Annotated in this window: 25 protein-coding genes and 1 pseudogene; 21 read left to right on the top strand and 5 right to left on the bottom strand. The window is 61.2% G+C overall.

Going from position 1 to position 23,387, the window contains the following annotated elements:
• Positions 1-159: 159 nt before the first annotated feature.
• The 14 genes and pseudogenes from MPN23_RS15560 (at position 160) to MPN23_RS15495 (ending at position 13,243) form a co-directional block, all read left to right on the top strand.
• The gene (locus MPN23_RS15560) at positions 160-1,134 is read left to right on the top strand and encodes a universal stress protein (RefSeq protein ID WP_243545125.1); all 975 of its coding nucleotides are present in this window, start codon (positions 160-162) and stop codon (positions 1,132-1,134) included.
• A 9-nt stretch (positions 1,135-1,143) separates the two neighbouring features.
• A pseudogene (atpD, locus tag MPN23_RS15555) lies at positions 1,144-2,515 on the top strand (F0F1 ATP synthase subunit beta).
• A complete protein-coding gene (locus tag MPN23_RS15550) occupies positions 2,512-2,895 on the top strand; it encodes a F0F1 ATP synthase subunit epsilon (protein ID WP_243545123.1) in 384 nt (127 codons plus the stop codon). Before atpD ends, MPN23_RS15550 begins: the two are co-directional and overlap by 4 nt.
• The gene (locus MPN23_RS15545) at positions 2,892-3,218 is read left to right on the top strand and encodes an AtpZ/AtpI family protein (RefSeq protein ID WP_243545122.1); all 327 of its coding nucleotides are present in this window, start codon (positions 2,892-2,894) and stop codon (positions 3,216-3,218) included. Before MPN23_RS15550 ends, MPN23_RS15545 begins: the two co-directional genes overlap by 4 nt.
• Positions 3,211-3,498 (top strand): ATP synthase subunit I, encoded by a 288-nt coding sequence (locus tag MPN23_RS15540; RefSeq protein ID WP_243545120.1) that lies wholly within the window; start codon positions 3,211-3,213, stop codon positions 3,496-3,498. Before MPN23_RS15545 ends, MPN23_RS15540 begins: the two co-directional genes overlap by 8 nt.
• A gap of 12 nt (positions 3,499-3,510) precedes the next feature.
• Complete coding sequence (locus tag MPN23_RS15535; RefSeq protein WP_243545119.1) at positions 3,511-4,227, top strand: F0F1 ATP synthase subunit A; 717 nt, start codon at positions 3,511-3,513, stop codon at positions 4,225-4,227.
• A 3-nt stretch (positions 4,228-4,230) separates the two neighbouring features.
• Positions 4,231-4,509: a F0F1 ATP synthase subunit C gene (locus tag MPN23_RS15530; RefSeq protein WP_243545117.1), complete on the top strand. Its 279-nt coding sequence runs from the start codon at positions 4,231-4,233 to the stop codon at positions 4,507-4,509.
• Between the two features lie 4 nt (positions 4,510-4,513).
• Positions 4,514-5,254 carry a F0F1 ATP synthase subunit B gene (atpF, locus tag MPN23_RS15525; protein WP_243545116.1) on the top strand — a complete coding sequence of 247 codons (741 nt, stop codon included), beginning with the start codon at positions 4,514-4,516 and terminating at the stop codon, positions 5,252-5,254.
• Positions 5,251-6,807 carry an alternate F1F0 ATPase, F1 subunit alpha gene (locus MPN23_RS15520; RefSeq protein ID WP_279388680.1) on the top strand — a complete coding sequence of 519 codons (1,557 nt, stop codon included), beginning with the start codon at positions 5,251-5,253 and terminating at the stop codon, positions 6,805-6,807. Before atpF ends, MPN23_RS15520 begins: the two co-directional genes overlap by 4 nt.
• Positions 6,807-7,694 (top strand): F0F1 ATP synthase subunit gamma, encoded by an 888-nt coding sequence (locus MPN23_RS15515; RefSeq protein ID WP_243545114.1) that lies wholly within the window; start codon positions 6,807-6,809, stop codon positions 7,692-7,694. Before MPN23_RS15520 ends, MPN23_RS15515 begins: the two co-directional genes overlap by 1 nt.
• A gap of 101 nt (positions 7,695-7,795) precedes the next feature.
• Positions 7,796-8,785, top strand: coding sequence for a 4Fe-4S binding protein (locus MPN23_RS15510; RefSeq protein ID WP_243545113.1), 990 nt, complete (start codon positions 7,796-7,798; stop codon positions 8,783-8,785).
• Positions 8,786-8,943: 158 nt separating this feature from the next.
• Positions 8,944-9,600 carry a CBS domain-containing protein gene (locus MPN23_RS15505; protein WP_243545111.1) on the top strand — a complete coding sequence of 219 codons (657 nt, stop codon included), beginning with the start codon at positions 8,944-8,946 and terminating at the stop codon, positions 9,598-9,600.
• A 173-nt stretch (positions 9,601-9,773) separates the two neighbouring features.
• Positions 9,774-10,931 carry an ABC transporter substrate-binding protein gene (locus MPN23_RS15500; protein ID WP_243545110.1) on the top strand — a complete coding sequence of 386 codons (1,158 nt, stop codon included), beginning with the start codon at positions 9,774-9,776 and terminating at the stop codon, positions 10,929-10,931.
• An 842-nt stretch (positions 10,932-11,773) separates the two neighbouring features.
• A complete protein-coding gene (locus tag MPN23_RS15495; protein ID WP_243545108.1) occupies positions 11,774-13,243 on the top strand; it encodes an aryl-sulfate sulfotransferase in 1,470 nt (489 codons plus the stop codon).
• Between the two features lie 121 nt (positions 13,244-13,364).
• Here MPN23_RS15495 and MPN23_RS15490 read toward each other — a convergent pair whose 3' ends face one another.
• Complete coding sequence (locus tag MPN23_RS15490) at positions 13,365-13,682, bottom strand: IscA/HesB family protein (protein ID WP_243545106.1); 318 nt, start codon at positions 13,680-13,682, stop codon at positions 13,365-13,367.
• 112 nt (positions 13,683-13,794) lie between these two features.
• Positions 13,795-14,121, bottom strand: coding sequence for an IscA/HesB family protein (locus tag MPN23_RS15485; protein ID WP_243545105.1), 327 nt, complete (start codon positions 14,119-14,121; stop codon positions 13,795-13,797).
• Between the two features lie 201 nt (positions 14,122-14,322).
• Between MPN23_RS15485 and pyrR the strand changes: the two genes are divergently transcribed.
• The 5 genes from pyrR (at position 14,323) to corA (ending at position 18,247) form a co-directional block, all read left to right on the top strand.
• Complete coding sequence (gene pyrR, locus MPN23_RS15480) at positions 14,323-14,862, top strand: bifunctional pyr operon transcriptional regulator/uracil phosphoribosyltransferase PyrR (RefSeq protein ID WP_243545103.1); 540 nt, start codon at positions 14,323-14,325, stop codon at positions 14,860-14,862.
• Between the two features lie 3 nt (positions 14,863-14,865).
• Positions 14,866-15,402, top strand: coding sequence for a homoserine kinase (gene thrB, locus MPN23_RS15475; RefSeq protein ID WP_243545101.1), 537 nt, complete (start codon positions 14,866-14,868; stop codon positions 15,400-15,402).
• Positions 15,399-16,013 carry a hypothetical protein gene (locus tag MPN23_RS15470; protein ID WP_243545098.1) on the top strand — a complete coding sequence of 205 codons (615 nt, stop codon included), beginning with the start codon at positions 15,399-15,401 and terminating at the stop codon, positions 16,011-16,013. The genes thrB and MPN23_RS15470 overlap by 4 nt, the downstream gene beginning before the upstream one ends.
• A 67-nt stretch (positions 16,014-16,080) precedes the next feature.
• On the top strand, positions 16,081-17,196 hold the full coding sequence (locus MPN23_RS15465) for a mechanosensitive ion channel family protein (RefSeq protein WP_243545097.1): 1,116 nt from the start codon (positions 16,081-16,083) through the stop codon (positions 17,194-17,196).
• Complete coding sequence (corA, locus tag MPN23_RS15460) at positions 17,189-18,247, top strand: magnesium/cobalt transporter CorA (RefSeq protein ID WP_243545096.1); 1,059 nt, start codon at positions 17,189-17,191, stop codon at positions 18,245-18,247. The genes MPN23_RS15465 and corA overlap by 8 nt, the downstream gene beginning before the upstream one ends.
• A 28-nt stretch (positions 18,248-18,275) precedes the next feature.
• On the opposite strand, the gene cobT is transcribed toward corA, so the two are convergent.
• Positions 18,276-19,346 carry a nicotinate-nucleotide--dimethylbenzimidazole phosphoribosyltransferase gene (gene cobT / locus MPN23_RS15455; protein ID WP_243547408.1) on the bottom strand — a complete coding sequence of 357 codons (1,071 nt, stop codon included), beginning with the start codon at positions 19,344-19,346 and terminating at the stop codon, positions 18,276-18,278.
• A gap of 158 nt (positions 19,347-19,504) precedes the next feature.
• Here cobT and MPN23_RS15450 point away from each other — a divergent pair, with 158 nt between their 5' ends.
• Positions 19,505-20,332 carry a WcbI family polysaccharide biosynthesis putative acetyltransferase gene (locus MPN23_RS15450; RefSeq protein WP_243545095.1) on the top strand — a complete coding sequence of 276 codons (828 nt, stop codon included), beginning with the start codon at positions 19,505-19,507 and terminating at the stop codon, positions 20,330-20,332.
• Positions 20,329-21,327: a glycosyltransferase family protein gene (locus MPN23_RS15445; protein WP_243545094.1), complete on the top strand. Its 999-nt coding sequence runs from the start codon at positions 20,329-20,331 to the stop codon at positions 21,325-21,327. The genes MPN23_RS15450 and MPN23_RS15445 overlap by 4 nt, the downstream gene beginning before the upstream one ends.
• A 79-nt stretch (positions 21,328-21,406) precedes the next feature.
• Here the strand turns inward: MPN23_RS15445 and MPN23_RS15440 are convergent, their stop codons facing one another.
• Positions 21,407-22,081, bottom strand: coding sequence for a DUF47 domain-containing protein (locus MPN23_RS15440; protein ID WP_243545093.1), 675 nt, complete (start codon positions 22,079-22,081; stop codon positions 21,407-21,409).
• 49 nt (positions 22,082-22,130) lie between these two features.
• The gene (locus tag MPN23_RS15435) at positions 22,131-23,366 is read right to left on the bottom strand and encodes an inorganic phosphate transporter (RefSeq protein WP_243545092.1); all 1,236 of its coding nucleotides are present in this window, start codon (positions 23,364-23,366) and stop codon (positions 22,131-22,133) included.
• Between the last annotated feature and the right edge of the window lie 21 nt (positions 23,367-23,387).

Raw genomic sequence — 23,387 nt, 5'->3', positions numbered from 1 at the left:
CCGGTCATTTCCGAATCCCTGCCGCAGGCAGTCGCATTTCCCTTCCCCAAGCAGCCGCCCACCAGCACCGCCTTTTTCCGAGCCTTCCTTTTCGCGGAAAATATGTTTTGCGTTTCCCATTCATTAAGGTAGCGTATACCCAACTCAAGGGAGCCTATCATGGATCGGAAAGGCGATATTCTGAAGAAAGTGCTGGAGGCCTCGGGCTACGCCGCAGATCAGGGCGAGGAAAAGGCCGAGCTGGACACCCTGAACAGGCACCTGCTGCTTGCAGTCAGCCCCATTGCCAAGGCCCGGGCCGGGCTGGAATTCGTGTCCTCGTTCTTCACGAACAAGGACCAGGTCCGCCTGACCCTGATGAATGTGCTTCCGGCCCAGGGCGTTGTCTGGGACGAGGAAAAGGACTTCGAAAGTCTGGAGCTCATGGAAAGCCGAACCGAAGCCGGGGAACGCAAGGCCCACAAGGTACTGGACGATGCAAAACGGGGGTTCACCGCTGCCGGATTTCCTGCCGAAAACATCGAAATCAAGATCACGCCATCCCAGATGAGCAAGGGGCACCACATCGTGCGCGAAGGCCGCTCCGGCCAGTACGACGCCGTGGTGCTGGGCAGACGCACCCAGATGAAGATCGAGGAACTCATGGACAAGTCCGTGTCCCGCGAACTTCTGGAAAGCCTGTCCGACCGCATCAGCTTTCCCTTCTGGATATGCCGCCCGCCCGAACACGGGCGCAGGAACGTGCTGCTCTGCGTGGACGATTCCGCACCATCGGAACGCATGGCCGACCATGTGGGCTTCATTCTGGCGGACGAACCCGGGCAGGACGTGACCGTGCTGCATGTGCACGACTCGGGCAAACGCACGCTGGCCGAATCCGAAGCCACCATGGCCAAGGCCGTGGACATCATGACCACCGCAGGCATGCCCGAGGACCGCATCACCCGGCACATCCTGCACGCCTCCAACCCGGCGCGCAGCATTCTTCAGGAAATCCACGCCGGAAAATACGCGGCGGTCGCCATCGGCAGCGCAGGCTCGGACCGCGGGTTGCTGGACAAGCTGCTTGTGGGATCCGTGGCCCGGAAAATATTCAAGGAACTGCGCGGAGCCTCGCTCTGGGTCTGCTTCTAGGAGTGCTCCATGTCGGAATTCATGGGAAAGGTGTCCGCAATCCGTGGAAGCGTTGTTGACGCGTCGTTCGAAGGCGCGGCCCCGCCTTTGCGCTCCATGCTCAAAGCCGGTCCCGAAGGCCGCGTCGTTGTCGAGGTGGCCGACCACCCGGGCGCAGGCATTGCCCGATGCATCGCCCTGACTCCCACGGGAGGTCTGGCGCGCGGCGATGACGTGATTGGCGACGGCTCTCCCCTGCTTGCTCCCGTGGGCAAAGGGCTTCTCGGACGGCTGCTCAATGTGTTCGGCGAACCTGCCGACGGTCTTGACGCGCCGACCGACGTGGAAATGCGCCCCATTCACGCCCGGCCCATCGAACTGGCCGACCGCATGACTGCCGAGGAAATCTTCGAAACCGGGATCAAGGTCGTGGACCTGCTTTCGCCTCTGGAAAAAGGCGGCAAGGCGGGCCTGTTCGGCGGCGCAGGCGTGGGCAAGACCGTGCTCATCACCGAACTCATCCACAACATGGTGGGCCGCCATTCCGGGGTCTCCATCTTCTGCGGCATCGGCGAACGGTGCCGCGAGGGCGAGGAGCTGCACCGGGAAATGGCGGATGCGGGCGTGCTGGGCAACACGGTCATGCTCTTCGGCCAGATGAACGAACCGCCGGGCGCGCGCTTCCGCGTGGGCCACGCGGCCCTGACCATGGCCGAATATTTCCGGGATGAACGCGAACAGGATGTGCTCCTGCTCATCGACAACATCTTCCGCTTCATTCAGGCGGGCATGGAACTGTCCGGCCTGCTTGGCCGCCTGCCCTCGCGCATGGGGTACCAACCCACGCTCGGGCCGGAGCTGGCCGAAATCGAGGAGCGCATCGCGTCCAGCCGCAAGGGGGCCATCACCTCGATTCAGGCCGTATACGTGCCTGCGGATGATCTGACCGACCCTCTCGGCCACGCACACCTTCGCGCACCTGTCCGCGTCCATCGTGCTCTCCCGCAAGCGCGCGGGCGAAGGGTTCTACCCGGCCGTGGACCTGCTGGAATCCAAATCATCCATGCTCTCTCCGGCCGTAGTGGGTCAGAAACACTACGACGTGGCCCGCGAAGCCCAACGAATACTGGCAGAATACGAGGAACTCAAGGATATCATCGCCATGCTCGGTCTGGAGGAGCTTTCCCGCGAGGACCGACGCACCGTGAATCGCGCACGCCGTCTGGAGCGGTTCCTGACCCAGCCTTTTTTCACCACGCACCATTTCACGGGCATGGACGGCAAATCCGTGTCGCTGGAACAGACCATCGAGGGGTGCGAACGCATCCTGAATGACGAATTCGCGGACAGGCCGGAAAGCGCCCTGTACATGATCGGGTCCGCAGACGAGGCAAAGTCGTGAGGTTCAAGGTACTCCTGCCCTCACGCGTGCTTCTGGACGAAGAGGTCGTTCAGGTACGGGCCGAAGGCCCGAACGGCATGTTCACGCTCCGCCCCCGGCACATCGACATGGCCTCGTCGCTGGTGGCGGGCATCCTGACCTTTCGCACCCCGGACGGCCGCGACCATCATCTGGCCATGGATCAGGGCATTGTCGGCAAGCAGGGCAACTCGGTCACGGTTGCCTCGCGCATGGCCGTGCGTGGAGAAATGGGCCATCTGGAAGAGGAAGTGCGGCGCATGCAGGATGCGGCGCGGGAACGCGAACGCGGCGCACAGGGCGCCGTGGCCCGGCTGGAAGCGGATTTCGTCAGACGTTTTCTGGAGTTCGGCAAGACATGAGCACAAAACGCAAAAAGGGCTTTCCCGACCATGTGGGTGAACGGGAACGCCGAAGCCTCAAGGCGAAGAAGGCCCCGGACATCGGCGCGTGGTACGGCATGACCATGTTCGGCGTGGTGGGCTGGGCCGTGGCCGTGCCCACGCTCATGGGCGTGTTCGTCGGAGTCTGGATCGACCTGACATGGCCCGGACCGCGCTCGTGGACCCTGATGCTGCTGGTCCTCGGCATCGGTCTCGGATGCGCCAATGCCTGGTTCTGGCTGAACCGGCAGCGCAAAAGCATTCTGGAGGAACGGGACCGTGACGACACCCGGCATGACTGAGGCAACGCGAATTCTCGGAGGGCTTGCTGCTGGCGGTGCGCTCTCCCTGCTCCACTTCGGCGGACTGTGGATCACCCTGCGCGCCCTGCCGCGCGTGGCCCGGCCCCGCCTATGGTTCATGGGCAGTGCACTCACGCGCTACGGCCTGACACTGGGCGGCATGTGGCTGCTCATGCAATGGGGCGTGGCTCCGCTGGTCGCGGCCTGCGCCGGATTCTGGCTCGCGCGCTCCGTGTTCGTGCCCCGGGTCGTCAAGCGGTTCGAAAAAACGGTTTCGTAACGGGAAGGACGCATGGAAATCACGCCGGACGTGATCATCTACGCGCAATGGGGCGCTTTCAAGGTCAACGCCACCCTCGTGTTCACATGGGGAGTGATGCTGCTGCTCACGGGCTTTGCCGGATTCGTCACCCGCAACCTGACCGCATCCGTGGACATGAACCAGCGCCAGAACCTGCTGGAGATTCTCGTGGACGGCCTGCTCTCCCAGATTCGGGACGCCACAGGCCATGATCCGGAACGGTTCCTGCCCCTGCTCGGCACCCTGTTCATCTTCATCTTCACCAGCAACATCCTGTCCATGATTCCGGGATTCCAACCGCCCACAGGCTCCCTGTCCACCACCACGGCCCTTGCCCTGATCGTGTTCTTCGCCGTGCCCTGGTACGGCATCCGCGAACACGGGCTCGCCAACTATCTCCGAGGCTACATCCAGCCCTCGCCCCTGATGCTGCCCTTCAACGTGATGGGCGAGATCACGCGCACCTTCGCCCTTGCCGTGCGCCTGTTCGGCAACATCATGAGCGGCACCATGATGGGCGCGATCCTGCTCGTGCTGGCCCCGCTCTTCCTTCCCGTGGTCATGCAACTGCTCGGGCTGCTCATCGGCGTGGTTCAGGCATACATTTTCGCGGTTCTGGCCGGGGTGTTCATTGCGGCCGGACTGGAATCGCACACAACCGCACAACAGGAAACGCAAAATGCCGGGTCTGTCCCGGCCAAGGAGTGACGCATGGATTCTCTCGCACTCGTTGCCATCGGTTCGGTCGTGGCCGCCGGAATCTGCATGGGCCTCGGCGCCATCGGCCCGGCCATCGGCGAAGGCATGGCCCTTGCCCGCGGCCTCTCGTCCATGGCCCAGCAGCCGGACGAAACCAATACCATCGTGAAATTCATGTTCGTGGGCATGGCCATGGTGGAATCCACAGCCATCTACAGCTTCGTGCTCGCCATGATCCTGCTCTTCGCCAACCCCTTCTGGAACTACTTTCTGGAAAAGGCGGGGCAATAACCGAATGCTTATCGACTGGTTCACGGTTGCAGCGCAGGCCGTCAACTTCCTGATCCTCGTCCTGCTGCTCAAGCGTTTTCTCTATGGCCCGATCATCACGGCCATGAACGAACGCAGGCAGAATCTGGCCCGGGAACAGGAACAGGCGCGTCATGCGCGACAGGAGGCGGACGAACGGGCGCGCGAACTCGCCGACCAGACCGAGCAGACGCGCGCCCGGCGCGAACAGGTGCTGGAACAGGCCAGAACCGAGGCCGAGGCTTGGCGCGAACAGGCCCTTGCCGCAACCAGAACCGAAGCGGATCGGGAACGCGACCGCTGGCGCGACGAACTGACTCGCGAGCAGCGCGCGCTTCAGGGCACGCTCCGCCGCCGCATCGGGCATGAGGTGGTGGCCCTGTCCGCCAAGGCGCTGCATGACCTGTCCGGGGCCGATCTCAATGCCCGGGCCGTGGACGCATTCCTCGAAAAGCTGGATGCACAGCCAGCCCCGGAAATCACGGGCAACCTCGTGGTCCGCACGGGATTCGAACTGTCTCCGGACATGCAGCAACGTCTGGAAACCGAAGGTCGCAAGCGGTTCCCCCGGGCTGGAGACCTGTCCATCACCCTTGAGCCGAAACTCGGATTCGGCATTGCCCTGCTGGCCGGGGATCGCAAGTGGGAATGGAACCTGTCCGCGTATCTGGACTCCGTGGAGAATGCGGTATTTCAGGGACTGGCCGAAACGGAGGCCGACACATGAGCAAGGAATTTCTGGAATCCACGATGGATCAGGCGCTGGACGCAGTGCGCCAAAGCGTGGACGGATTCGCGCCGGACGCGGCCCCGTCCGAAGTGGGCCGCATCAAGTCCATTGCGCAGGGCGTGGCCCGGGCGACCGGACTGGGCGCAGTCCGGGCCGAGGAACTGCTGCTGCTCGGCGGCGAGGTCCCGGGCATGGCGCTGGACATCCTGCCCGAAGGCGTGGGTATCGCCCTGCTCGGGCACGGGGAGAATCTCGGAGCCGGGAACGAGGTGACGCGCACGGGCCGCGTGCTGGACGTGCCCGTGGGCAACGCCCTTCTGGGAAGGGTCATCGACCCGCTCGGCCGCCCGCTGGACGGCAAAGGCCCGGTCCGGGAGGAAGAACGGCTGCCTGCGGAGCGCGAGGCCCCGCCCATCCTGCACCGCGCGCCCGTGGATACGCCACTCATGACCGGACTCAAAGTGGTGGACACCCTGGTCCCCATCGGCCGGGGCCAGCGCGAACTGATCCTCGGCGACCGCCAGACCGGCAAGACAGCCATCGCCCTTGACGCCATCTGCAACCAGAAGGGCAGGGACGTGATCTGCATCTACTGCGCCATAGGCCAGCGCAGTTCCAGCGTGGCCCGCGCCCTCGAAGAACTGCGGCAACGGGATGCCATGAGCTACACGCTCGCCGTGGTGGTGGAAGGCGGCGACCCGTCCGGCCTGCAATACATGGCCCCCTACGCAGCCACGACCATGGGCGAACATTTCATGAGTCAGGGCCGGGACGTGCTCATCGTGTACGACGACCTGACACGCCACGCGCAGGCATACCGCCAGCTCTCCCTGCTCCTGCGCCGTCCGCCCGGACGCGAGGCCTTCCCGGGCGACATCTTCTACATCCATTCCCGGCTGCTGGAACGCTCCACCCACCTCAAACCCGAATATGGTGGCGGCACGCTTACGGCCCTGCCCATCATCGAGACCGAGGCTCAGAACATTTCCGCCTACATTCCCACCAATCTGATCTCCATCACGGACGGCCAGATATATCTGAACCCGGACCTGTTCCAGAAGGGCGTGCTTCCAGCCGTGGACGTGGGCATGTCCGTGTCCCGCGTGGGCGGCCGCGCCCAGTCCCCTGCCTATCGCAAGGTGGCTGGCGACCTGCGTCTGACCTACTCCCAGTTTCAGGAACTGGAGGCATTCGCCCGGTTTGGCACACGGCTGGACAACGAAACCAGAGCCAAACTGGAACACGGCAGGGTGGTACGGGAAATCCTCAAGCAGGACCGATTCTCTCCGCTCACTGCCGGAGAACAGACCGCCGTGCTTCTGGCCGTGAATCAGGGCAGTCTTGACGCGCTCCCGCCCGATCGCATGGCCGAAGCACAGACGCATGTGCTGAAACAGCTCGCAGACAGGCGTGGCGGTCTTGATTCCATTGCGGACATGAAACCCGATGATCCGGGCTGGGAATCCCTGTCCTCGGACATTGCAGCCATTGCCCGGGAGCTGGTGCCCGAGGATGCGGATCAGGAAGCACCCGAGGCGGAGGACGACTAGTGGATACGCTCCAGGCCCTGCAAAAGCGCATCCGCACCACCACGGATCTGCTCGGCGTGGTCAAGACCATGAAGAGTCTGGCTGCGGTAAACATCCGCCATTTCGAACGGGCTGCTCGGTCGCTGGAGGGATATAGGGACGTGGTGGACAAGGGCTGGGACGTGCTGTTCCTGTCCGGCGGGTCCGTGGCTCCACGCCGGGCCGGGAATCAGGCAGTGATCCTTGCCGTGGGTTCGGATCAGGGCATGTGCGGCTCATTCAATGAAGTGGTGCTGGATGCGGCCCTGAAAAGCGCGGGCAGCCTGCGCGCCGAAGCACAGGACGTGCTTTTCTGGAGCGCAGGCGAACGCATGCGTGCCGGACTTCAGGATGCGGGATTCGAGCCGGAACGCCATTTTGCCATGCCCGGCACGCTTGCCGGAGCCAATGAATCCGTGGAAACCGTGAGTCGCGCCCTTGCCCGCTGGGAACGCAGTCGGGCCGGAAACCGCTTCCATACCGTATTCAACAGCCCAACCGGGCTTCAGGGCTACGAACCGCGAAACGTCACGGTTCTGCCCATTGCCCGCGATGCAGCAAAACGCCCGGAATGGCCGAGCCGTTGCCTGCCCAAGGCCATGAACGGCGCGGAATCCCTGTTCGCGGCCCTGTTCGGTCAGCACCTGTTCGTGTCCCTGTACGGTGCGCTGGCCCGATCTCTTGCCGCGGAAAACGCGGCTCGGCTCGCAGCCATGCAGGCAGCGGAAAAGAACATTATGGAAATGCGCGACGCACTCTGGGCCGACTTCCGCCAGACCCGCCAGAACACCATCACCGGCGAACTGCTCGACATCGTGTCCGGATTCGAAGCCATGACCGCAGAACCGGGCATGGACAACGCCGACTGAGCCTTTCCCTTTCCGCCCTGCGCCCGCCGTGCGCAAAATCTGCACATGCTTGCCACCCGTCCGTGATGAAGCTAGAAGCCGAACCCCGCAAGGGAGGTTCCATGAAACACGTGCTTTTTTCCCCCAGAATTTTCCGTTTCGGCCTGCAGACGGGCTTCACTCTGTTCTGCATATATGCAGGCTGCCGATTCGCCCTGTTTCTGCAATGGGCCACCGGCGCATCCGAAACCTTTGTGGCCAAACCCGGAGCCGTGGAGGGCTTTCTGCCCATCAGCGCGCTCCTCGGATTCCGGCAGTGGCTGGACACCGGGCAGTGGGACATGGTGCATCCGGCGGGACTCACCCTGTTCATGGCGTTCATGATCATGGCCTTTCTGGCCCGCAACGGGTTCTGCGGCCACATCTGCCCGGTGGGGTTCGTCTCCTCCCTGCTGGAACGGCTTGGCAAAAGGCTCGGGCTGGCTCGCGCGCTTCCGAAAGTTGTGGCCGTGCCCCTTTCCCTGCTGCGCTATGCGGCGCTGGGATTCTTCCTGTTCACCATTCTGCTGGGCATGGACAGCGCTGGCGTATCCCAATTCCTGAAAGGTCCGTACAACCTGACTGCAGACGCTCGCATGCTGCAATTCTTCCTGAGCCCGAGCGCGTTCGCCCTGTCCGTGATCGGTGCCCTCGTCCTGCTGACCCTCATGATCCGCAATTTCTGGTGCCGATTTCTGTGCCCGTACGGTGCGCTGCTCGGCCTGATCGGCTGTTTCTCGCCCATGGCGGTAACGCGTACCCCGGAATCCTGTGCGCATTGTTCGCGCTGCACTTCGGCCTGTCCCGCAGGCATCGACGTGGAAAAAGGCATCACCATACGCTCCCCGCGTTGCATCGGCTGTGGGGAATGCGTATCCGCCTGTCCGGTGGACGGCTGCCTTTCCGTGACCCTTGCTGGTCGCCGACGCGTGCACTGGATGGCTCTCGGAGGAACCGCCGTGACCGTGCTTCTGGGCTTCTACGTCTGGGCCGTGACCACCGGACACTGGGACGTGCAGACCCCGGCATCCATGCTCCGGCGCATCTATACCCTGTATCTCGGCGGGCACTGACACCCGCCTTCCCCCTCTCATCCGGCCCGAAAACAAAAACGGGCCACACAAAGGCACCATTGCGTGGTTCGCGGAAAATGTGTATCCGGGCGCAGAGGAAGTTGCTTTTCATTTGTCACTCGTAACCCGACAACCCGGCCTGCAAGAGGAGACTGTACATGTTCGTCGGACTCAAGATGCTTCGTGATTTCGTCAAGGTCACTCCCAAGACCCTGGTCAAGGATGCCCAGAAAACGCTGGAAGACAGCAAGCTCTGGATGCTCCTTGTCGTAGACGAGGACGACAGGCTTGTCGGGTATGTGCGCAAGGAGGACATCAGCGCGGCCCTGCCGAGCATCATGACCTCGCTGGAAAAACACGAACTCAGCTACCTCATGAGCAAGCTGACCGTGGGCAAGATCGTCCGCAAGGACATCCAGACCGTTTCCCCGGAAACCGAGATCGAAGCCGCCGCGGACATGATGTATGAAATGAACCTCGCAGGCCTGGCCGTTGTGGATGAAAACGACGCCCTCATCGGGTACATCAACCGCAATGTCATGCTGGACGTGCTCACCGAGGAAATGGGCTATCGCGAAGGCGGCTCCCGCATCACCATCGAGGTGGCGGACCGCTCCGGCGTGCTCTACGAAGTGGCAGGCGTGATCGCCAACATGAAACTCTCCATCATCTCCACGGGCACGTTCTTCCACAACGGTCGTCGCATCGTGGTGGTTCGCGTGGACATCGAGGACCCGTCCCCTGTGGCTGCAGCCCTTCAGGAGCGCGGATACAAGCTGGTGGGCGCCTCGGATTTCATGGACGCCTGGTCCTGATACTTCCCGAACCGGCTCACCCCGCACGGTTCCGGCAGAAAATACACGCTTTCAGATTCTGAACGTGCTATGCCGGGACCATGAAAACCGGCTTTCAGCATCAGTCCCGTTGCGTCCGGAAAGACAACTTTTTTACACGGTTCCGGCACAGGCTTGCCCCAGTCGCATGTCTGATGCTGTTCCTCATCCTTGCCGCCTGCGACGGCAACCTCCCCTTTACCAACGCCCAAAGACCCATCAGGGTCGGCGGGCTGATCGACCTGTCCGGCCCGGGGTCGGCCGTTGGCGTTCCCTATGCGCAGGGCTTGCGCGCCGGGGTGGAATACATCAACGACACCGGCGGGATAAACGGCAGGCCCATCCATTTCGACCTTCGCGACACGGGCTATGACGTGGAACAGGGCGTGGCCCTCTACAATGCCATGGTGGAAGCCGACGAGCCGGTCTGCGTCCAGACCTTCGGCACAGGCCTGACCGACGCTCTGGTCCGACTGCTCCGGCAGGACAGGATCGTGGCGTTCTCCGCATCCTATTCCGCCCATCTCGCCGACCCGGCACTGGCCCCATACAATTTCTTCACGGCAGCGGACTATTCGACCCAGATTCGCGCGGCTCTCAAATATTTCCGCGAAAAATGGGAACAGAACCGCGCCCCGCGCCTAGCCCTGTCCTATCCGAACAGCCCCTACGGCAGATCACCCATCCCTGCGGCCCGTCATTATGCCCGGGAACTGGGCTACAGGATTGTCGGGGAATTCACCGCCAGCCTTTCCTCCACATATGCGACGGACGGCATGCTCAACCTCAGGAACGGGAAACCGGATTTCGTCTGGGCCGGCGGCTTCACGTCCTCCACGGCCGAAACCCTCAGTGCGGCCGGAAACCTCGGCATGAAAAGCACGTTCTTTACCAGCATATGGGGATGCGACGAAAGTCTGCCCAGATTCGCAGGCAAGGCGGCCGAGGGCACGTTCTGCAATCAGGCGGCAGCGGTTTATGGTCAGGATGTGCCGGGAATGCCCGTCATACTGAAGTATTCCGCCAACCAGCCACGCCCCACCCATTACATACGCGGCTTTGTTTCCAGTCTGGTCATGGCCGAAGGCATGCGGCATGCGGCCTCGGCCGGAAAGCTCAACGGAGAAACCCTGAAGGCCGCGCTGGAACGATTGCGCGACTACGATCCCATGGGGCTTGCCCCCAAAATCAGCTATTTCCGAGATGACCACAGGCCGAACATGTCCATCTTCCTGTATGAAATCGTCAAGGGCGAGCTGAATTTCGTGGATGAAATCTCCCTGGAACGCCGCCCGGATTGGCTGGGAAAATGACTGAAACGGAACCGCACCTTTCGACAATCTTGTCCGATTTTTGTTTCCAACACGATCCAACGACGCAGGAATGCTTCCCATTTATACGAAAAATGCAAAAAAACGCTCTTCATTCTCTCGCATTTCGATCGATTTTACGCTACGGTCGCGCAGAAAATGAGGGAGACTCATTTGTCAGAGGATAATTTCAGCAGGCTGAAACTGGCAAAAACGAATCACTCTTCGGTCCCCATCCGCAACGATTCGCTGCCTGTACCCACTTCCTTGAAACAGCAATTTCGACTGGCATTGAAACGCGTTCAGGGAATTTGAAACCACCCGCAAGCAGACACAGGCATTGCGCCATGCGGGACTCTGACAGACTCGAAAACGGTTCGGCGGCCCTATCATGAGAGGGTTTGAAGAGAATGGTCGCCACACGAAACCGTCTTTCGGACGCCGGGCAAACCGGTTTGCGGTCCAATTGAAAAGAGCGCCTTTGCAGGCGCTCTTTTCAATTGGACCGACATCTTTTGCCGAAAATCGATTTCAAAAAATGCGATTTTCGTACACCCCAAGGTCCGCTTTTTTTCATTTTTCGAATCCGTTCTCAGACATGTTTCGACATTTCTTCAATTCATGTCGTTGCATTTCTTCCGCAATCCGCATCCGGTATGCCGAAGAACCTCTCACCCTGCTGTACGTCACTCCGCACAGTGTGCAGCCGGATTGTGCGAATCGGCGCACCACTTGAACGTCTTTCCTGTCAGCCAATCGCCCCTGACACATAGGCTTCCATGATATTCCCGAAAGGCATGCTTCTTGCGATATTCACGAATCAAACTTTCCTTAGAGGAGGAAGCATGCATACGTTTTCACGCTATCACTATTCCGCATTGGCAGCATTGCTGTTGCTGATGTTCGCTGTTCCCGTTCACGCATACGAGGCGCTCGTGGGCCCGACGGGCGTCCTGAAATACGACAGGGACGCCGCTTTCGAAGGATACACGCTTTTCGATCCCGGCATGGGAACGACCACGTATCTGATCGACATGGAAGGCAACGTGGTGCACACATGGAGCCATGAGAACAAGGCCGGTGCACATTCGCAACTGCTTCCCAACGGCCACCTGCTGCGCGCCAGCCATCTGGACAAGCCCGCGACCGTCGGTTTCGGCGGCGAAGGAGGACTGCTCCAGGAATTCGACTGGGACGGCAATCTTGTCTGGCAATACAGGAATTTCAGTGACACCTCGCTTCAGCACCACTCCTTTCGCAGGCTCGCCAACGGCAATACCCTCGTGCTCTGCTGGGAACGGAAGACCAACAAGGAAGCCATTGCCAAGGGCCGTGATCCCAAGGCCATGCCCGAGGGCGGTCTCAAGCTCTGGGACATGACCTTCAAGTACACCTGGGTCGACTACATTCAGGAAGTGGACAGAAATGGCAAGGTCGTGTGGGAATGGCATGTCTGGGATCACATCGGTACCGGCCCCGATGAAATCGACATCAACTGGAGCCTCAAGGGCGACCGCGACGTGGTCGAACTGATGGACGTGATCGACTGGACCCACTGCAATTCGGTCGACGTCACTCCGGACAACAAGCACGTGATCCTGAACTCGCGCAATTTCGGCGAATTCTACGTGATCGATCGCAAGACCGGCGACATCGTGTATCGCTGGGGCAACCCGAGCACCCACGCTGCAGGCAAGGCGCCCACCTTCATCGACAACGGTGACCAGGAACTCTTTGGCGCGCATCATGTCAGTGCTCTGGAAAACGGGCACTTCCTGATTTTCGACAACGGCTGGAAGGCGCCCGAAGGCAACCGCTCCCGGGCCGTGGAAATGGACCCGAAAACCGGCAGGATCGTCTGGCAGTACAAGAGCAGGCTGAGCAACAGCTTCTACTCCATGTATCAGGGCGGTGCGCAGCGTCTGCCCAACGGCAATACCTTCATCACCTCCACGGGTCAGGGCCACCTCATCGAGGTCACCGGCGGCAAGACCCCCAAGGTGGTATGGGAATTCGTGAATCCGATCTTCGGCGATGAAGCCCATTGCCTGTTTGACGAGGGCAAGCAGTATGCCTCCAAGTCCGCAATGACTCCTTACGACATCGCCAACAACTACATCCATCGCGCCTATCGCTACGGAAAGGACTACCCGGCCTTCAAGGGCAGGAATCTGACTCCCGGCGCCTATGTCTGCGGCGACGACTGCCCGCGCTTCTACAAGACCTACAAGGCTGGCGCCGTGCTGACCGGCGGACAGGCAGCCGATGAAGAGGATTGGGAAGAGGAGGACGGTCCCACCATGCACGCCTACTAGGCGGACATGCCGCATGGCTTCCGGCCGGACCGGCATGGAAGGATGAAAGGAAAAAACAAAAGACCCCCTGCCGTATCAACGGTCAGGGGGCCTTGTCTTGTTCCATGCGGATCGATGTATATCAGCAGCCGCAGGCGCAGCCCGAGGAGCAGGCGCAGCTGCCGCTGGCACCGACCTTGTTTTCGGAAACAACCTGAAACCCGTATTCGCTGGCGTCCACGGAAATGTGGCCGGTGGATTCCAGCAGATCGGGATTGATCAGAAAGGAATAGCCTCCCTGTTCAATGACCTTGTCGTTATCCTTGCGCTGATCCAGTGCAAGGGTCAGGACCACGCCCGAGCACCCGCCGCTGGCAAGATATACGCGAATGTCGCTTTTCTCCTTGTCGGCAAAATAGGCGTCGAGATGATCTTTTGCAGTTTCGGTAAGGGTAAGCATGCCGGCCTCCTGTGATGTATTGGTTATGATTCATGGCCTTGCGGCCGGCCGGAGTTCAAAAAAACGCCTCCCGGAAGGGAGGCGTTGGTGGTCAGATTGTTCTGCCCCCGGTCTAGCCGCAGGAGCAGGAACCGGAACTGCAGCCGCCCGAAGAGCAACTGCCGCCACCACCGACCGGATTTTCGGAATCAACGGTGAACCCGTAATAGGTCATGTCGATTTTCACGTTTCCGGTCTGGGCCATGAGTTCCTTTTCTATAAGGAACGTGAACCCGCCAGCCTCAAAAGCCTCGTCCTTGTCGTTCGGCTCATCCAGAGCCAGAGTCAGGCGTGGGCCAGCTCAACCGCCGGCAGCAAGGTACACACGGACCGGAGTGGCCTCCTTGTCCGCAAAGTAGCCTTTAAGCTGCGACAGGGCAGCTTCGGTAACTTCGATCATAAAAAAGCCTCCTTTCGATGGTCGGAAATAGACAGGTAAGGACTCCCATGCTGTTTGTCAATCATCGATGCGATAATTATTCCTACAACACTTTATTTTCGGAAAATGTCCCTGCCCCGCCCGATCGCGCGGTTGACCGCTCCGAGCTGGTGGGATAGGTGGGTGAGTGCATGAATACTCCACCAGCGAGGATGTAAATCCATGAAGGAATGCGGCACCATACTGAGTGAGAAGGAAATGTCCCGGACTCTGGAACGTCTGGCTTTCGAAGTATACGAACGCCACGGCGAGGAATCCGGACTGGCCATCATCGGCATCCAGCGACGCGGCGCCGATCTTGCCGAGCGCGTCAAGGGCCTGCTCGACGAGCGGCTGGGCCGCAAGGTCCCTCTGGGCAAGCTGGACATCAATTTCTACCGCGACGACTGGACCACGAATCTGGAACTCCAGCCCACGATCAACTGTACGGAAATCCCGTTCGATATCGGAAACGCCACGGTGCTGCTCGTGGACGACGTGCTCTACTCGGGCCGGACGATCCGCGCCGCGCTGGAAGCCATTCTGGACTACGGACGCCCCAAACGCGTGGAACTGCTCGTACTCATCGACCGGGGCCACCGCGAACTGCCCATTCAGGCCGACTACGTGGGCAAACGCGTGGAGACCCATTACAACGAACACGTGAACGTACTTGTCTCGGAACGCGACGACGAGGACCGCGTCTGCCTGGTCAGGAGCTGAACAATGCCCTTTCCCAGACTGGAACGCGACGAGAAGTTGCGTCCCTGCGTCACTTTGGTGGGCATGGCCGGAGCAGGCAAAAGCACGCTCGCCCCGCTTCTTGCCGAACGCCTCGGCTGGGGCCATCTGGACACGGATCAGCTCATGGAGGCCTTTTACGGGCTGTCCCTGCAATCCATCATGGACACCTTCGGGCTGAAGGAATTCCTCCGCATCGAGGACAACCTTGTGGCCGACCTGAGCCTCAACCGCATGGTCATTTCCACGGGCGGCAGCGTGATCTACGGCAAACAGGCCATGAACACGCTCAGGACCCTCGGCCCCATCGTGCATCTGGAAGTGGGGAAATCCGCATTTCTGGAACGCGTGGGCAACGGCGAGGGCCGAGGTCTGGCCATTGCCCCGGGCACGTCGCTGCTCGACCTGTACAATGAACGGCAGCCCCTGTACCGGGCCGTCGCAGACATCACCGTGCATACGGACAGGGACACCCCGGACCAGTGCGCGGACCTGATACTCAAGCATATCGAAATGCCATGAACAAGCTGACACCCAAGGCCGCCTTCCGCAAGCTGGCTGCCATATACACCCGCATGTCCGACCAGTACGTCAAGGCCGCAGACGCCATGAACCTGTCCTGCGAGGGCTGCACCAGCAACTGCTGCCTGACCTTTTTCCAGCACCACACCTACATCGAGTGGGCCTACCTGTGGCACGGACTGAACCAGCTCGACGAATCCGTGCGCCAAACCATTGTCGAGCGGGCCGGGGACTATGTGGAGCAGGCCCGGTTGGCCTTTGCCAAAGGCGAGAGGCCGCACGTCATGTGTCCCCTGAACCTCGGCGACGAGGGGCAGGGCAGATGCGGACTGTACGAGCACCGCCTCATGATCTGCCGCATGCACGGAGTGCCCAACTTCCTGACCCGCCCGGACGGGCGCAAGGTGGAATTCCCGGGCTGCTGGAAGTGTCAGGAGCTTTCAGCGGCCATGCGCGAGGCCGGACGCGAACCGGTTGCCGTGGACCGCACGCCCCTGTATGCGGATCTGGCGAAACTGGAAATGGCCTTTGTGGGCAGAAAGCTGCGCAACCTCCCGCGCGTGGACCACACCATCGCGGAAATGATCGTTCTGGGGCCGCCGAAATTCTGAGGTTAGGGGAGTCGCACGAAACGGCTCCCTCTTTGTTTTCACCAATCGGACGTGCTATGCTGCGGCCATGGCAAACACATCCTCCAAGGCCGCAGGCCTGCTCGACTCGATTTTCCAATGGAACAGCGCACAGCATCCGGTGGAAGAGCTGCTGCTCACCGCCGGACTGTTCATCGCTGCCCTGATCCTTTTCTCCCTGCTCCGCAAGACACTGGGCAACAGACTGACTGCCTGGGCCGAAACCCATTCCGAGGCCATGGACTCCCTGGCGCTGCGACAGGTCCTGTCCGCATTCTTCTGGTTGGCCGTGGGCATCGCGGTCTATGTCTTCTTCAAGGCCTTTCCGTTCGCGCCCCGGTTCATGGAAATGGCGGGCACCGGATTCCTCATCTATTTCACCATACTCGGCCTGTCTCTTGGATTCGGCCTGCTCCGGTTCTTTCTGGACGTGTACCTGCGGCGCAAGGGCTCATCCCTCAAGGAGCACAAGGGCAGAGCCGTACTGCCCGTGGTCAAGATTCTGATATGGCTCGTGGCCGCCATGTTCATTCTGGACAACATGGGGCTGAAGATCGGCACCATCCTCGCCGGTCTCGGCGTGGCAGGCATTGCCGTGGGCTTTGCAGCGCAGGCCATCCTCGGCGACCTGTTCAGCTATTTCGCCATCCTGTTCGACAGACCCTTCCGCATCGGAGACTTCATCTTTCTTTCCGCGGACGTTCGCGGCACCATCGAGCACATCGGGCTCAAGACCTCGCGCATCCGCAGTCTGGACGGAGAACAGATCATCCTGTCCAATTCCGACCTGACCGGATCACGGGTCAAGAACTACCGCCGCATGTTCCGGCGCCGGGTGGTGTTCGGCTTCGGTGTGATCTATTCCACGCCCCATGCCGAACTTGCCGCCATTCCCGGATATGTACGCGAGATCATCAACGCCACGCCCAAGGCCAGTCTGGAACGCGCCCACTTTGCCCGATTCGGGGAATCCAGTCTGGATTTCGAGGTGGTCTACTACGTGCTGTCGCCGGAGTATCAGGACTACATGGACGTGCAGCAGGCCATCAATCTGGCTCTGGTCAAGCGGTTCGAGGAACACGGCATAGACTTCGCCTTTCCCACCCGCACTCTCCACCATGCGAGTCCGGCTCCGGCGGAAGGCGCGGAGGAAAACCATGCTTGATTTTCTGAAACGGCTCTCGGTCAAGGAAGGTCTGTCCCCGGGCAGTCTGGTCTATTCCGGGGTGTCCCGCGAATTCACGCCATCCATCTGCCTGCATGCCTACACGCGCGACTCCCTGCGGGAATACTGTGTCGCCCCGGATGCCCCCATCCCGGAAATCGGGGCCGAGGAAACCAGTTTCCTTTCCCTGACCGGGGTGCACGATGCGGACTTCATCAAACGGGTGGGCCAATGGGCCGGGGTGCATGCCCTGGCTCTGGAGGACGCCATGAACACGGGCCAGCAGACCAAGCTGGACTGGTTCGACAATGCGCTTTTCGTGGTGCTGAAGGTGCTGATTCCCGGCGAGTCCGGCCCGGGGACCACTGAACATCTGGCCCTGTTTCTGGGGCAGGAACGGGTCGTGGCGTTTCAGGAGGGAGAGGACGACACATGGACGCATGTGCTACGCAGGCTGCGCACCCCGGGTTCCCGGATCAGGCGTTACGGCGCGGCCTATCTGTTCATCGCGCTCATGGATAGCGTGATCGATCGGCATTACGCGGCCCTCGGCAGGATCAATGCCAATGCGGAACGCATAGAATCCGAGCTGGCGGACAGGGTCACGGAAGCCGCCCTGACCAACCTGTACCATGCCCGGCGGGAAGTGATCCTGCTCGGCAACGTGTTCACCGCAACCCGGGCCGTGCTGGATGAACTGGCGCGTGCGGACACGGACCTGTTTCCGGAGGATGTCCTGCCCTACCTCATGGACGTGCGCGACCACGCCCGGCAGGTGGCCGAGGCGGCCCAGACCCTGCAATCCCTGCTCACGGGCATGATCGAACTCCAGATTTCCCTTGCCGGAATGCGCATGAACAATGTCATGAAGGTGCTGACGCTGGTGGCCACCATCTTCATTCCCCTGACCTTTCTGGCCGGGATATACGGCATGAACTTCGAACACATGCCCGAACTCAGGTGGGAATACGGCTACCCGGCCCTGATTGCACTCATGGCCGCAATAGCTGTCGGGCTGGCCGCGATCTTCCGGATTCGACGCTGGTTCTGACCACGGCCCGCCCTTGTGTCTTCAAGGACTATTTCGTCCCGTCCGTGACCCCGGCCTGATCGAACGTGGCCATGTCATTGTAGATGTTGGCCGCGCCGCGCACCAGAAACATGGCGCAGGCCGCACCCGTGCCCTCGCCCAGACGAAAGCCCATGTGCAGGAGCGGCTCCAGCCCCAAGGCCTTTACGGCCCGGGCATATCCGGGTTCCGCGGAAGCATGGGACAGCACGCAGTAATCGCGCACCGCAGGACAGATTTTCGAGGCCGCGGCATAGGCGGCAGTGGAAATGAATCCGTCCACGCACACGAACTGGCGATTGCGCGCCCCGCCCAGAATCAATCCGGCCAGTGTCGCGATCTCCAACCCGCCCAGTGCGGCCAGAACCTCCACGGGATCACCGGACTCCACGGCCTCCCGGTTCACCTCCAGTCCCCTGCGGATGACTGCAACCTTGTTGGCCACGCCACGACTGTCCAGCCCCGTGCCCGGACCGGTGATTTCCTCGGGATCCAGCCCCAGATACGCGCAGTACAGGGCCGTGGACGGCGTGGTGTTGGAAATGCCCATGTCCCCGGTGCCCAGCGTGCGCACCCCGTCCGCATGGGCGCGATCAGCCAGCTCCACGCCCAGCAGCAGGGCCTTGAGGCACTGTTCGCGGGTCATGGCCGGTCCCTTGGCCAGATTGGCCGTGCCCGGCGCAACCTTGGCCTGAATCAGGGCGGGATGCTCCTCGTACGGACCGCCGCACGATCCCGCGTCCACCACATAGAGCTGCGCGCCAACGGTCTTTGCCAGCACGTTGATGCCAGCGCCGTCGTTCAGGAAATTCAGCACCATCTGCCGCGTGACCTCCTGCGGAAACAGGCTCACGCCCTCCTCGGTCACGCCATGATCTCCGGCCACGGTATAGATGCGCATGGGGTCGGCGGAAAAGGGCTCGCCATTGCCAACCAGAAAAAGTTGCAGCGCGATGTCCTCAAGCCTGCCAAGGCTGCCCTTGGGCTTGGTCAAATTGTCCAGATGAGCCTGTCCCCGGGCGGCCAGCGACCGGTCAACGGGAGAGATGGCCGACAGCACGGCCGCGAATTGCGTTTCCAGAGTCACGGGATTCTCCTTGAGTGTCTTTGATGGTCGCCATGAAATACACGCTCGGGCCACGGGTGTAAACGAACCCGGCCAAGTTGAATACCGGGCCGCGCCGTGGTACATGCGGGAATCGGCTTTTGCCGCTATTCCAACCTGTTCAGGAAACGCACATGAATCGGCGACTCTGCATTGTCCACGCCAACTGTCAGGGCCAGCCCCTGATGGACAGGCTGCATCTCTCCCGGGATTTCCGGGAGCAGTTCGCCTGCCAGCTGTTCACCAACTACATCCGGGAACCGATTCCGGCGCATGCTCTGGGGCGCTGTTCCCTGTTCCTGTACCAGCACCTCGGATCGGAATGGGGCGAATTGGCCTCGGCCCGGCTCATGGCCCAACTCCCGGATTCGGCAACGCGCCTGTGCGTGCCCAACATGTTCTTTTCCGGCTACTGGCCGCTCTGGTCCGGGGAAAAGGGCTTCGATTACCGGGACCGGTATCTGGACTCGCTGGTGGATGCAGGCCTGACACCCGAGGAAATCCTCGTCCTGTACCTGCGCTCGGACCCGGGCACGAAATACGATCTGAACGCGCTGCTGCGCGAATCCATCGACCGGGAACACACCCGGGAAAGCCGCACCCCGATCAAGTATCTCGACCTGATTCTGGAACGATACAGGACCGAACGGCTCTTCAACACCGTGAACCATCCCGGTCCCATGCTCATGAACCACGCCGCAACAGGCGTGCTGGCCGAACTGGGCATGGACCTGCCCGATCTTGATGCGCTGGCCGCACTGGGCGACCCGTTCCCGGAATTCGAACAGCCCGTGCATCCGCGCATAGCCGAGCACATGGGCTACGGATTTGCCACGGCCCAAACCCGATACATGGTATATGGCCGGCGCATGACCTTTGCCCAGTACACGGCTGCCTACGTGGAAGCACGTCTCGCCGGGGTCACGGACTTCATCGGCCATCTTCAAGGGGGATCGTCGTGATTGAACGCATCGTCTGGGTCGGCGGCATCTATTTCCATCACCACCTTGCCGCGCACGGCCTTTCGGTCACGCACATCCCGTTCGAGTCGCCCGGGCTCATGGACTGGAACGAGCTGGTGACCCGCACCGGATTCGAACCGGACATGGTGGTGTATGCGGACCGCAGCCTGCCCCCGCCACTGGCCGGCATCGAACGATTCCCGTGTCTGACCGCGTTCTACGCCGTGGATTCCCATATCCACGAGTGGTATCCCCTGTACGCGCAGGGATTCGACATGGCGTTCGTGAGTCTGCGCGACCACCTGCCTCGATTCCGCCAGCGACTGAAAGCGGATCAGGTGGTGTGGCTGCCGCCCTGGCCCCTGCGCAACGAGACCCGGCCCGACCCGAGGCCCGAGCCGGAATGGGACCTGCTCTTCGCGGGCAAGGTCGATCCGGAAACCACGCCCGAACGCCACGCCTTTCTGCATGAACTCGGCGAGCTGTTCCCGGGACTGACCGTACGGCACGGCAATTTTCAGGAGCTGTTTCCCAGAGCGCGAATCGTGCTGAACATCGCGGAACGCGGCGACCTGAATTTCCGGGTGTTCGAGGCACTGGCCTGCGGCTCGTGCCTGCTCACCCCGGCCATCGGCAACGGGCAGGCCGACCTGTTCGCCAATGGCGTGCACCTTGCCACCTATGAACCGGGCAACGCATCCGATGCCGCGCGCATCGCCCGCGAACTGCTGGCCGATCCCGAAAAGCGGGAACGCATGGCACTGGCCGGTTTTCAGGAAGTGGACCAGAAACACCGCCCGCAAAACCGGGCCGCAACCTTTGCCGAAACGATTGCCGCTGCGGACGCAGCCTCTCTTGTACGCGACCGTCTGACCCGATCCCGGGACATTCATGCCCGATATCTGCGGCTCGTGCATCTGCACTGGGCCAAAGCACTGGGAGACACCGGACTCGGACGCCAGCACCTTGCAGCGGCCCGCGCCGCAAGGCACTGAACTTCCATATTCATCATGAAAAAAGCCCCTGCCAAGGCAGGGGCTTTTGATTGGCCGACAAATCTTCGCGGACCGACCGCTAGCGGGCGATCATGGAACGCAGAATATCCGCGCAGTTTTCCGTGTTGTGGCCCATGTTGTCCAGACAATCGGAAAAATGCAGAATCTGGTAGATATCCTTGAAGTCCAGTTCGGAACTGTAGACCTTGCGCTGCAACGCGTTCTTGAGCTTGCGCACGTTGTCGCGTTCGCGGCGCACCTTGCGGTACTGTTCCTTGGTGCCTTCACGATCCAGAGACTCGCCGTGCACGAGGGCGATGGTGGCCTTGAGCGCCGGGCCAAGCAGCACGGTGGCGCGCGCCACGGAATCCAGCAGGTAGATCAGGTCCTTCTGGATGTCCTCGGGAATGTCCACCTTGCGCATGGCCAGCCACTGAAGCGCGTCCTGCGCCGAGTCCAGAATGTTGTCCTGCGCCTTGGTATAGTTCAGGAACAGGTGCTTTTCCACGGCCATGAAGAAACCGGTGGGCAGATGGTTGCGGATGTTCCGCTTGATCTTGTCCGCATGGTTCTCGATTTCATCAATGGTCTTGGTCAGTTCCTCGAATTCGCGGCACATCCCGCCGGAAACGTAGCACTCCAGGGACTCGTCGATGGTGGCGATGCATTCCGCGATCTTGTCATAGTGCTCCACCAGCCCGTCCATGGGAGACCGCCGGGCCAGCAAGCCGAAAAAAGGAATTCTCAAAAACATATGTTCACCTCTTCTAGAGATATTCGACTGGGTTACCGTCTTCCCTGTATTACAGGCAAAGCCATTTGAGCAACACAAAAAATACTATGGAGGTCAGCGCCGCAATGGGCACCGTCGCCACCCAGTACATGACAATGCGTCCAAGGACGCGAAAATCCACGGCCTTGAAACCGCGCGCCAGTCCCACTCCGGCAACGGCGCCAACAGCGGCGTGCGTGGTGGAAACCGGCAGTCCCATGTTCGAGGCCAGCAGAACCGTGCTGGCCGCGCCGAAATCCACGGCAAAGCCTCGGGTGTTGGTCAGGGTGGTGATCTTCTCGCCCACCGTGCCCATGACCCTGTGGCCGAGAGCCGCGATGCCCACGGCAATGCCCACGCCGCCGAGGACCAGCATGGACAGGGGCACGTCCGCCTTGGCCAGCAGCACATGCTCCTTGGCGATGAGGTAGATCGCGGCCACGGGCCCGATGGCGTTGGCAACGTCGTTCGCGCCCTGGGAAAGAGCCACGTAGCAGGAGGTGCCCACCTGCATCTTGCGGAAAACCTGTTCCACGCCTTCCGCGCCCTGCTCCACATTGGCGATCATGCGGGTCACCACCATGCGCGCGGCCACGAACGCGGCCCCGGACAGACCGGCGGCGATCATCAGGGAGACGGTCCAGTGCAGGTTCAGTCCCTTGCCCGCCGGAGTCTTGTACAGAAAGGAAAGGGAAATCAGGGCCAGGGTCAGGGCAATCCAGAACGGTGCCCAAAACCGAACCTGCCGCAGGAACTGCCGCTTGAACAGAATGTATTTCCGGATGTGACTGAACACCAGAAACCCGATGGTCGCGGCAAAGAACGGAGAAATGATCCAGGACATGACAATGCCCCCCATCTTGAGCCAGTTCACCACATCCGGACCGCCGGCAACCAGACCGAAGCCCATGATGGCCCCGACAATGGAATGCGTGGACGATACGGGCAGGGAAGTCAGGGTAGCGATGAGCACCCATGTTCCCGCAGCGAGCAGGGCCGCGAACATTCCCACCATGATCAGCTTGGGGTCGGCGATGGCAGCCGGATTGATGATCCCCTTGCTCACGGTGGCGGTGACGTGGGACCCCAGAAACACCGCTCCCGCGAAATTCAGGGTTCCGGCGATGAACACCGCCTGCCTCACCGTGATGGCCTTGGCCCCCACGGCGGATGCCATGGAGTTGGCCACGTCGTTGGCACCGAGATTGAACGCCATCAGAAAACCGGCGAACAACGACATATAAAAGAACAGATCGTAAAGGTCCATATTGGCTTCCCCAGAGGGGAC

The sequence above is a fragment of the Pseudodesulfovibrio tunisiensis genome, assembly GCF_022809775.1.
Lineage (GTDB): Bacteria > Desulfobacterota > Desulfovibrionia > Desulfovibrionales > Desulfovibrionaceae > Pseudodesulfovibrio > Pseudodesulfovibrio tunisiensis.
Note: the sequence above shows the minus strand (reverse complement) of the source record. Positions and strands in the feature narration are given on the sequence as shown.

Excerpts from the sequence above, each read along its gene's own strand:
- MPN23_RS15560 (WP_243545125.1), top strand. The coding sequence starts at position 160 with ATGGATCGGAAAGGCGATATTCTGAAGAAAGTGCTGGAGGCCTCGGGC.
- MPN23_RS15545 (WP_243545122.1), top strand. The coding sequence starts at position 2,892 with ATGAGCACAAAACGCAAAAAGGGCTTTCCCGACCATGTGGGTGAACGG.
- MPN23_RS15540 (WP_243545120.1), top strand. The coding sequence starts at position 3,211 with ATGACTGAGGCAACGCGAATTCTCGGAGGGCTTGCTGCTGGCGGTGCG.
- MPN23_RS15535 (WP_243545119.1), top strand. The coding sequence starts at position 3,511 with ATGGAAATCACGCCGGACGTGATCATCTACGCGCAATGGGGCGCTTTC.
- MPN23_RS15530 (WP_243545117.1), top strand. The coding sequence starts at position 4,231 with ATGGATTCTCTCGCACTCGTTGCCATCGGTTCGGTCGTGGCCGCCGGA.
- atpF (WP_243545116.1), top strand. The coding sequence starts at position 4,514 with ATGCTTATCGACTGGTTCACGGTTGCAGCGCAGGCCGTCAACTTCCTG.
- MPN23_RS15520 (WP_279388680.1), top strand. The coding sequence starts at position 5,251 with ATGAGCAAGGAATTTCTGGAATCCACGATGGATCAGGCGCTGGACGCA.
- MPN23_RS15510 (WP_243545113.1), top strand. The coding sequence starts at position 7,796 with ATGAAACACGTGCTTTTTTCCCCCAGAATTTTCCGTTTCGGCCTGCAG.
- MPN23_RS15505 (WP_243545111.1), top strand. The coding sequence starts at position 8,944 with ATGTTCGTCGGACTCAAGATGCTTCGTGATTTCGTCAAGGTCACTCCC.
- MPN23_RS15500 (WP_243545110.1), top strand. The coding sequence starts at position 9,774 with ATGCTGTTCCTCATCCTTGCCGCCTGCGACGGCAACCTCCCCTTTACC.
- MPN23_RS15495 (WP_243545108.1), top strand. The coding sequence starts at position 11,774 with ATGCATACGTTTTCACGCTATCACTATTCCGCATTGGCAGCATTGCTG.
- MPN23_RS15490 (WP_243545106.1), bottom strand. The coding sequence starts at position 13,682 with ATGCTTACCCTTACCGAAACTGCAAAAGATCATCTCGACGCCTATTTT.
- pyrR (WP_243545103.1), top strand. The coding sequence starts at position 14,323 with ATGAAGGAATGCGGCACCATACTGAGTGAGAAGGAAATGTCCCGGACT.
- thrB (WP_243545101.1), top strand. The coding sequence starts at position 14,866 with ATGCCCTTTCCCAGACTGGAACGCGACGAGAAGTTGCGTCCCTGCGTC.
- MPN23_RS15470 (WP_243545098.1), top strand. The coding sequence starts at position 15,399 with ATGAACAAGCTGACACCCAAGGCCGCCTTCCGCAAGCTGGCTGCCATA.
- MPN23_RS15465 (WP_243545097.1), top strand. The coding sequence starts at position 16,081 with ATGGCAAACACATCCTCCAAGGCCGCAGGCCTGCTCGACTCGATTTTC.
- corA (WP_243545096.1), top strand. The coding sequence starts at position 17,189 with ATGCTTGATTTTCTGAAACGGCTCTCGGTCAAGGAAGGTCTGTCCCCG.
- MPN23_RS15450 (WP_243545095.1), top strand. The coding sequence starts at position 19,505 with ATGAATCGGCGACTCTGCATTGTCCACGCCAACTGTCAGGGCCAGCCC.
- MPN23_RS15440 (WP_243545093.1), bottom strand. The coding sequence starts at position 22,081 with ATGTTTTTGAGAATTCCTTTTTTCGGCTTGCTGGCCCGGCGGTCTCCC.
- MPN23_RS15435 (WP_243545092.1), bottom strand. The coding sequence starts at position 23,366 with ATGGACCTTTACGATCTGTTCTTTTATATGTCGTTGTTCGCCGGTTTT.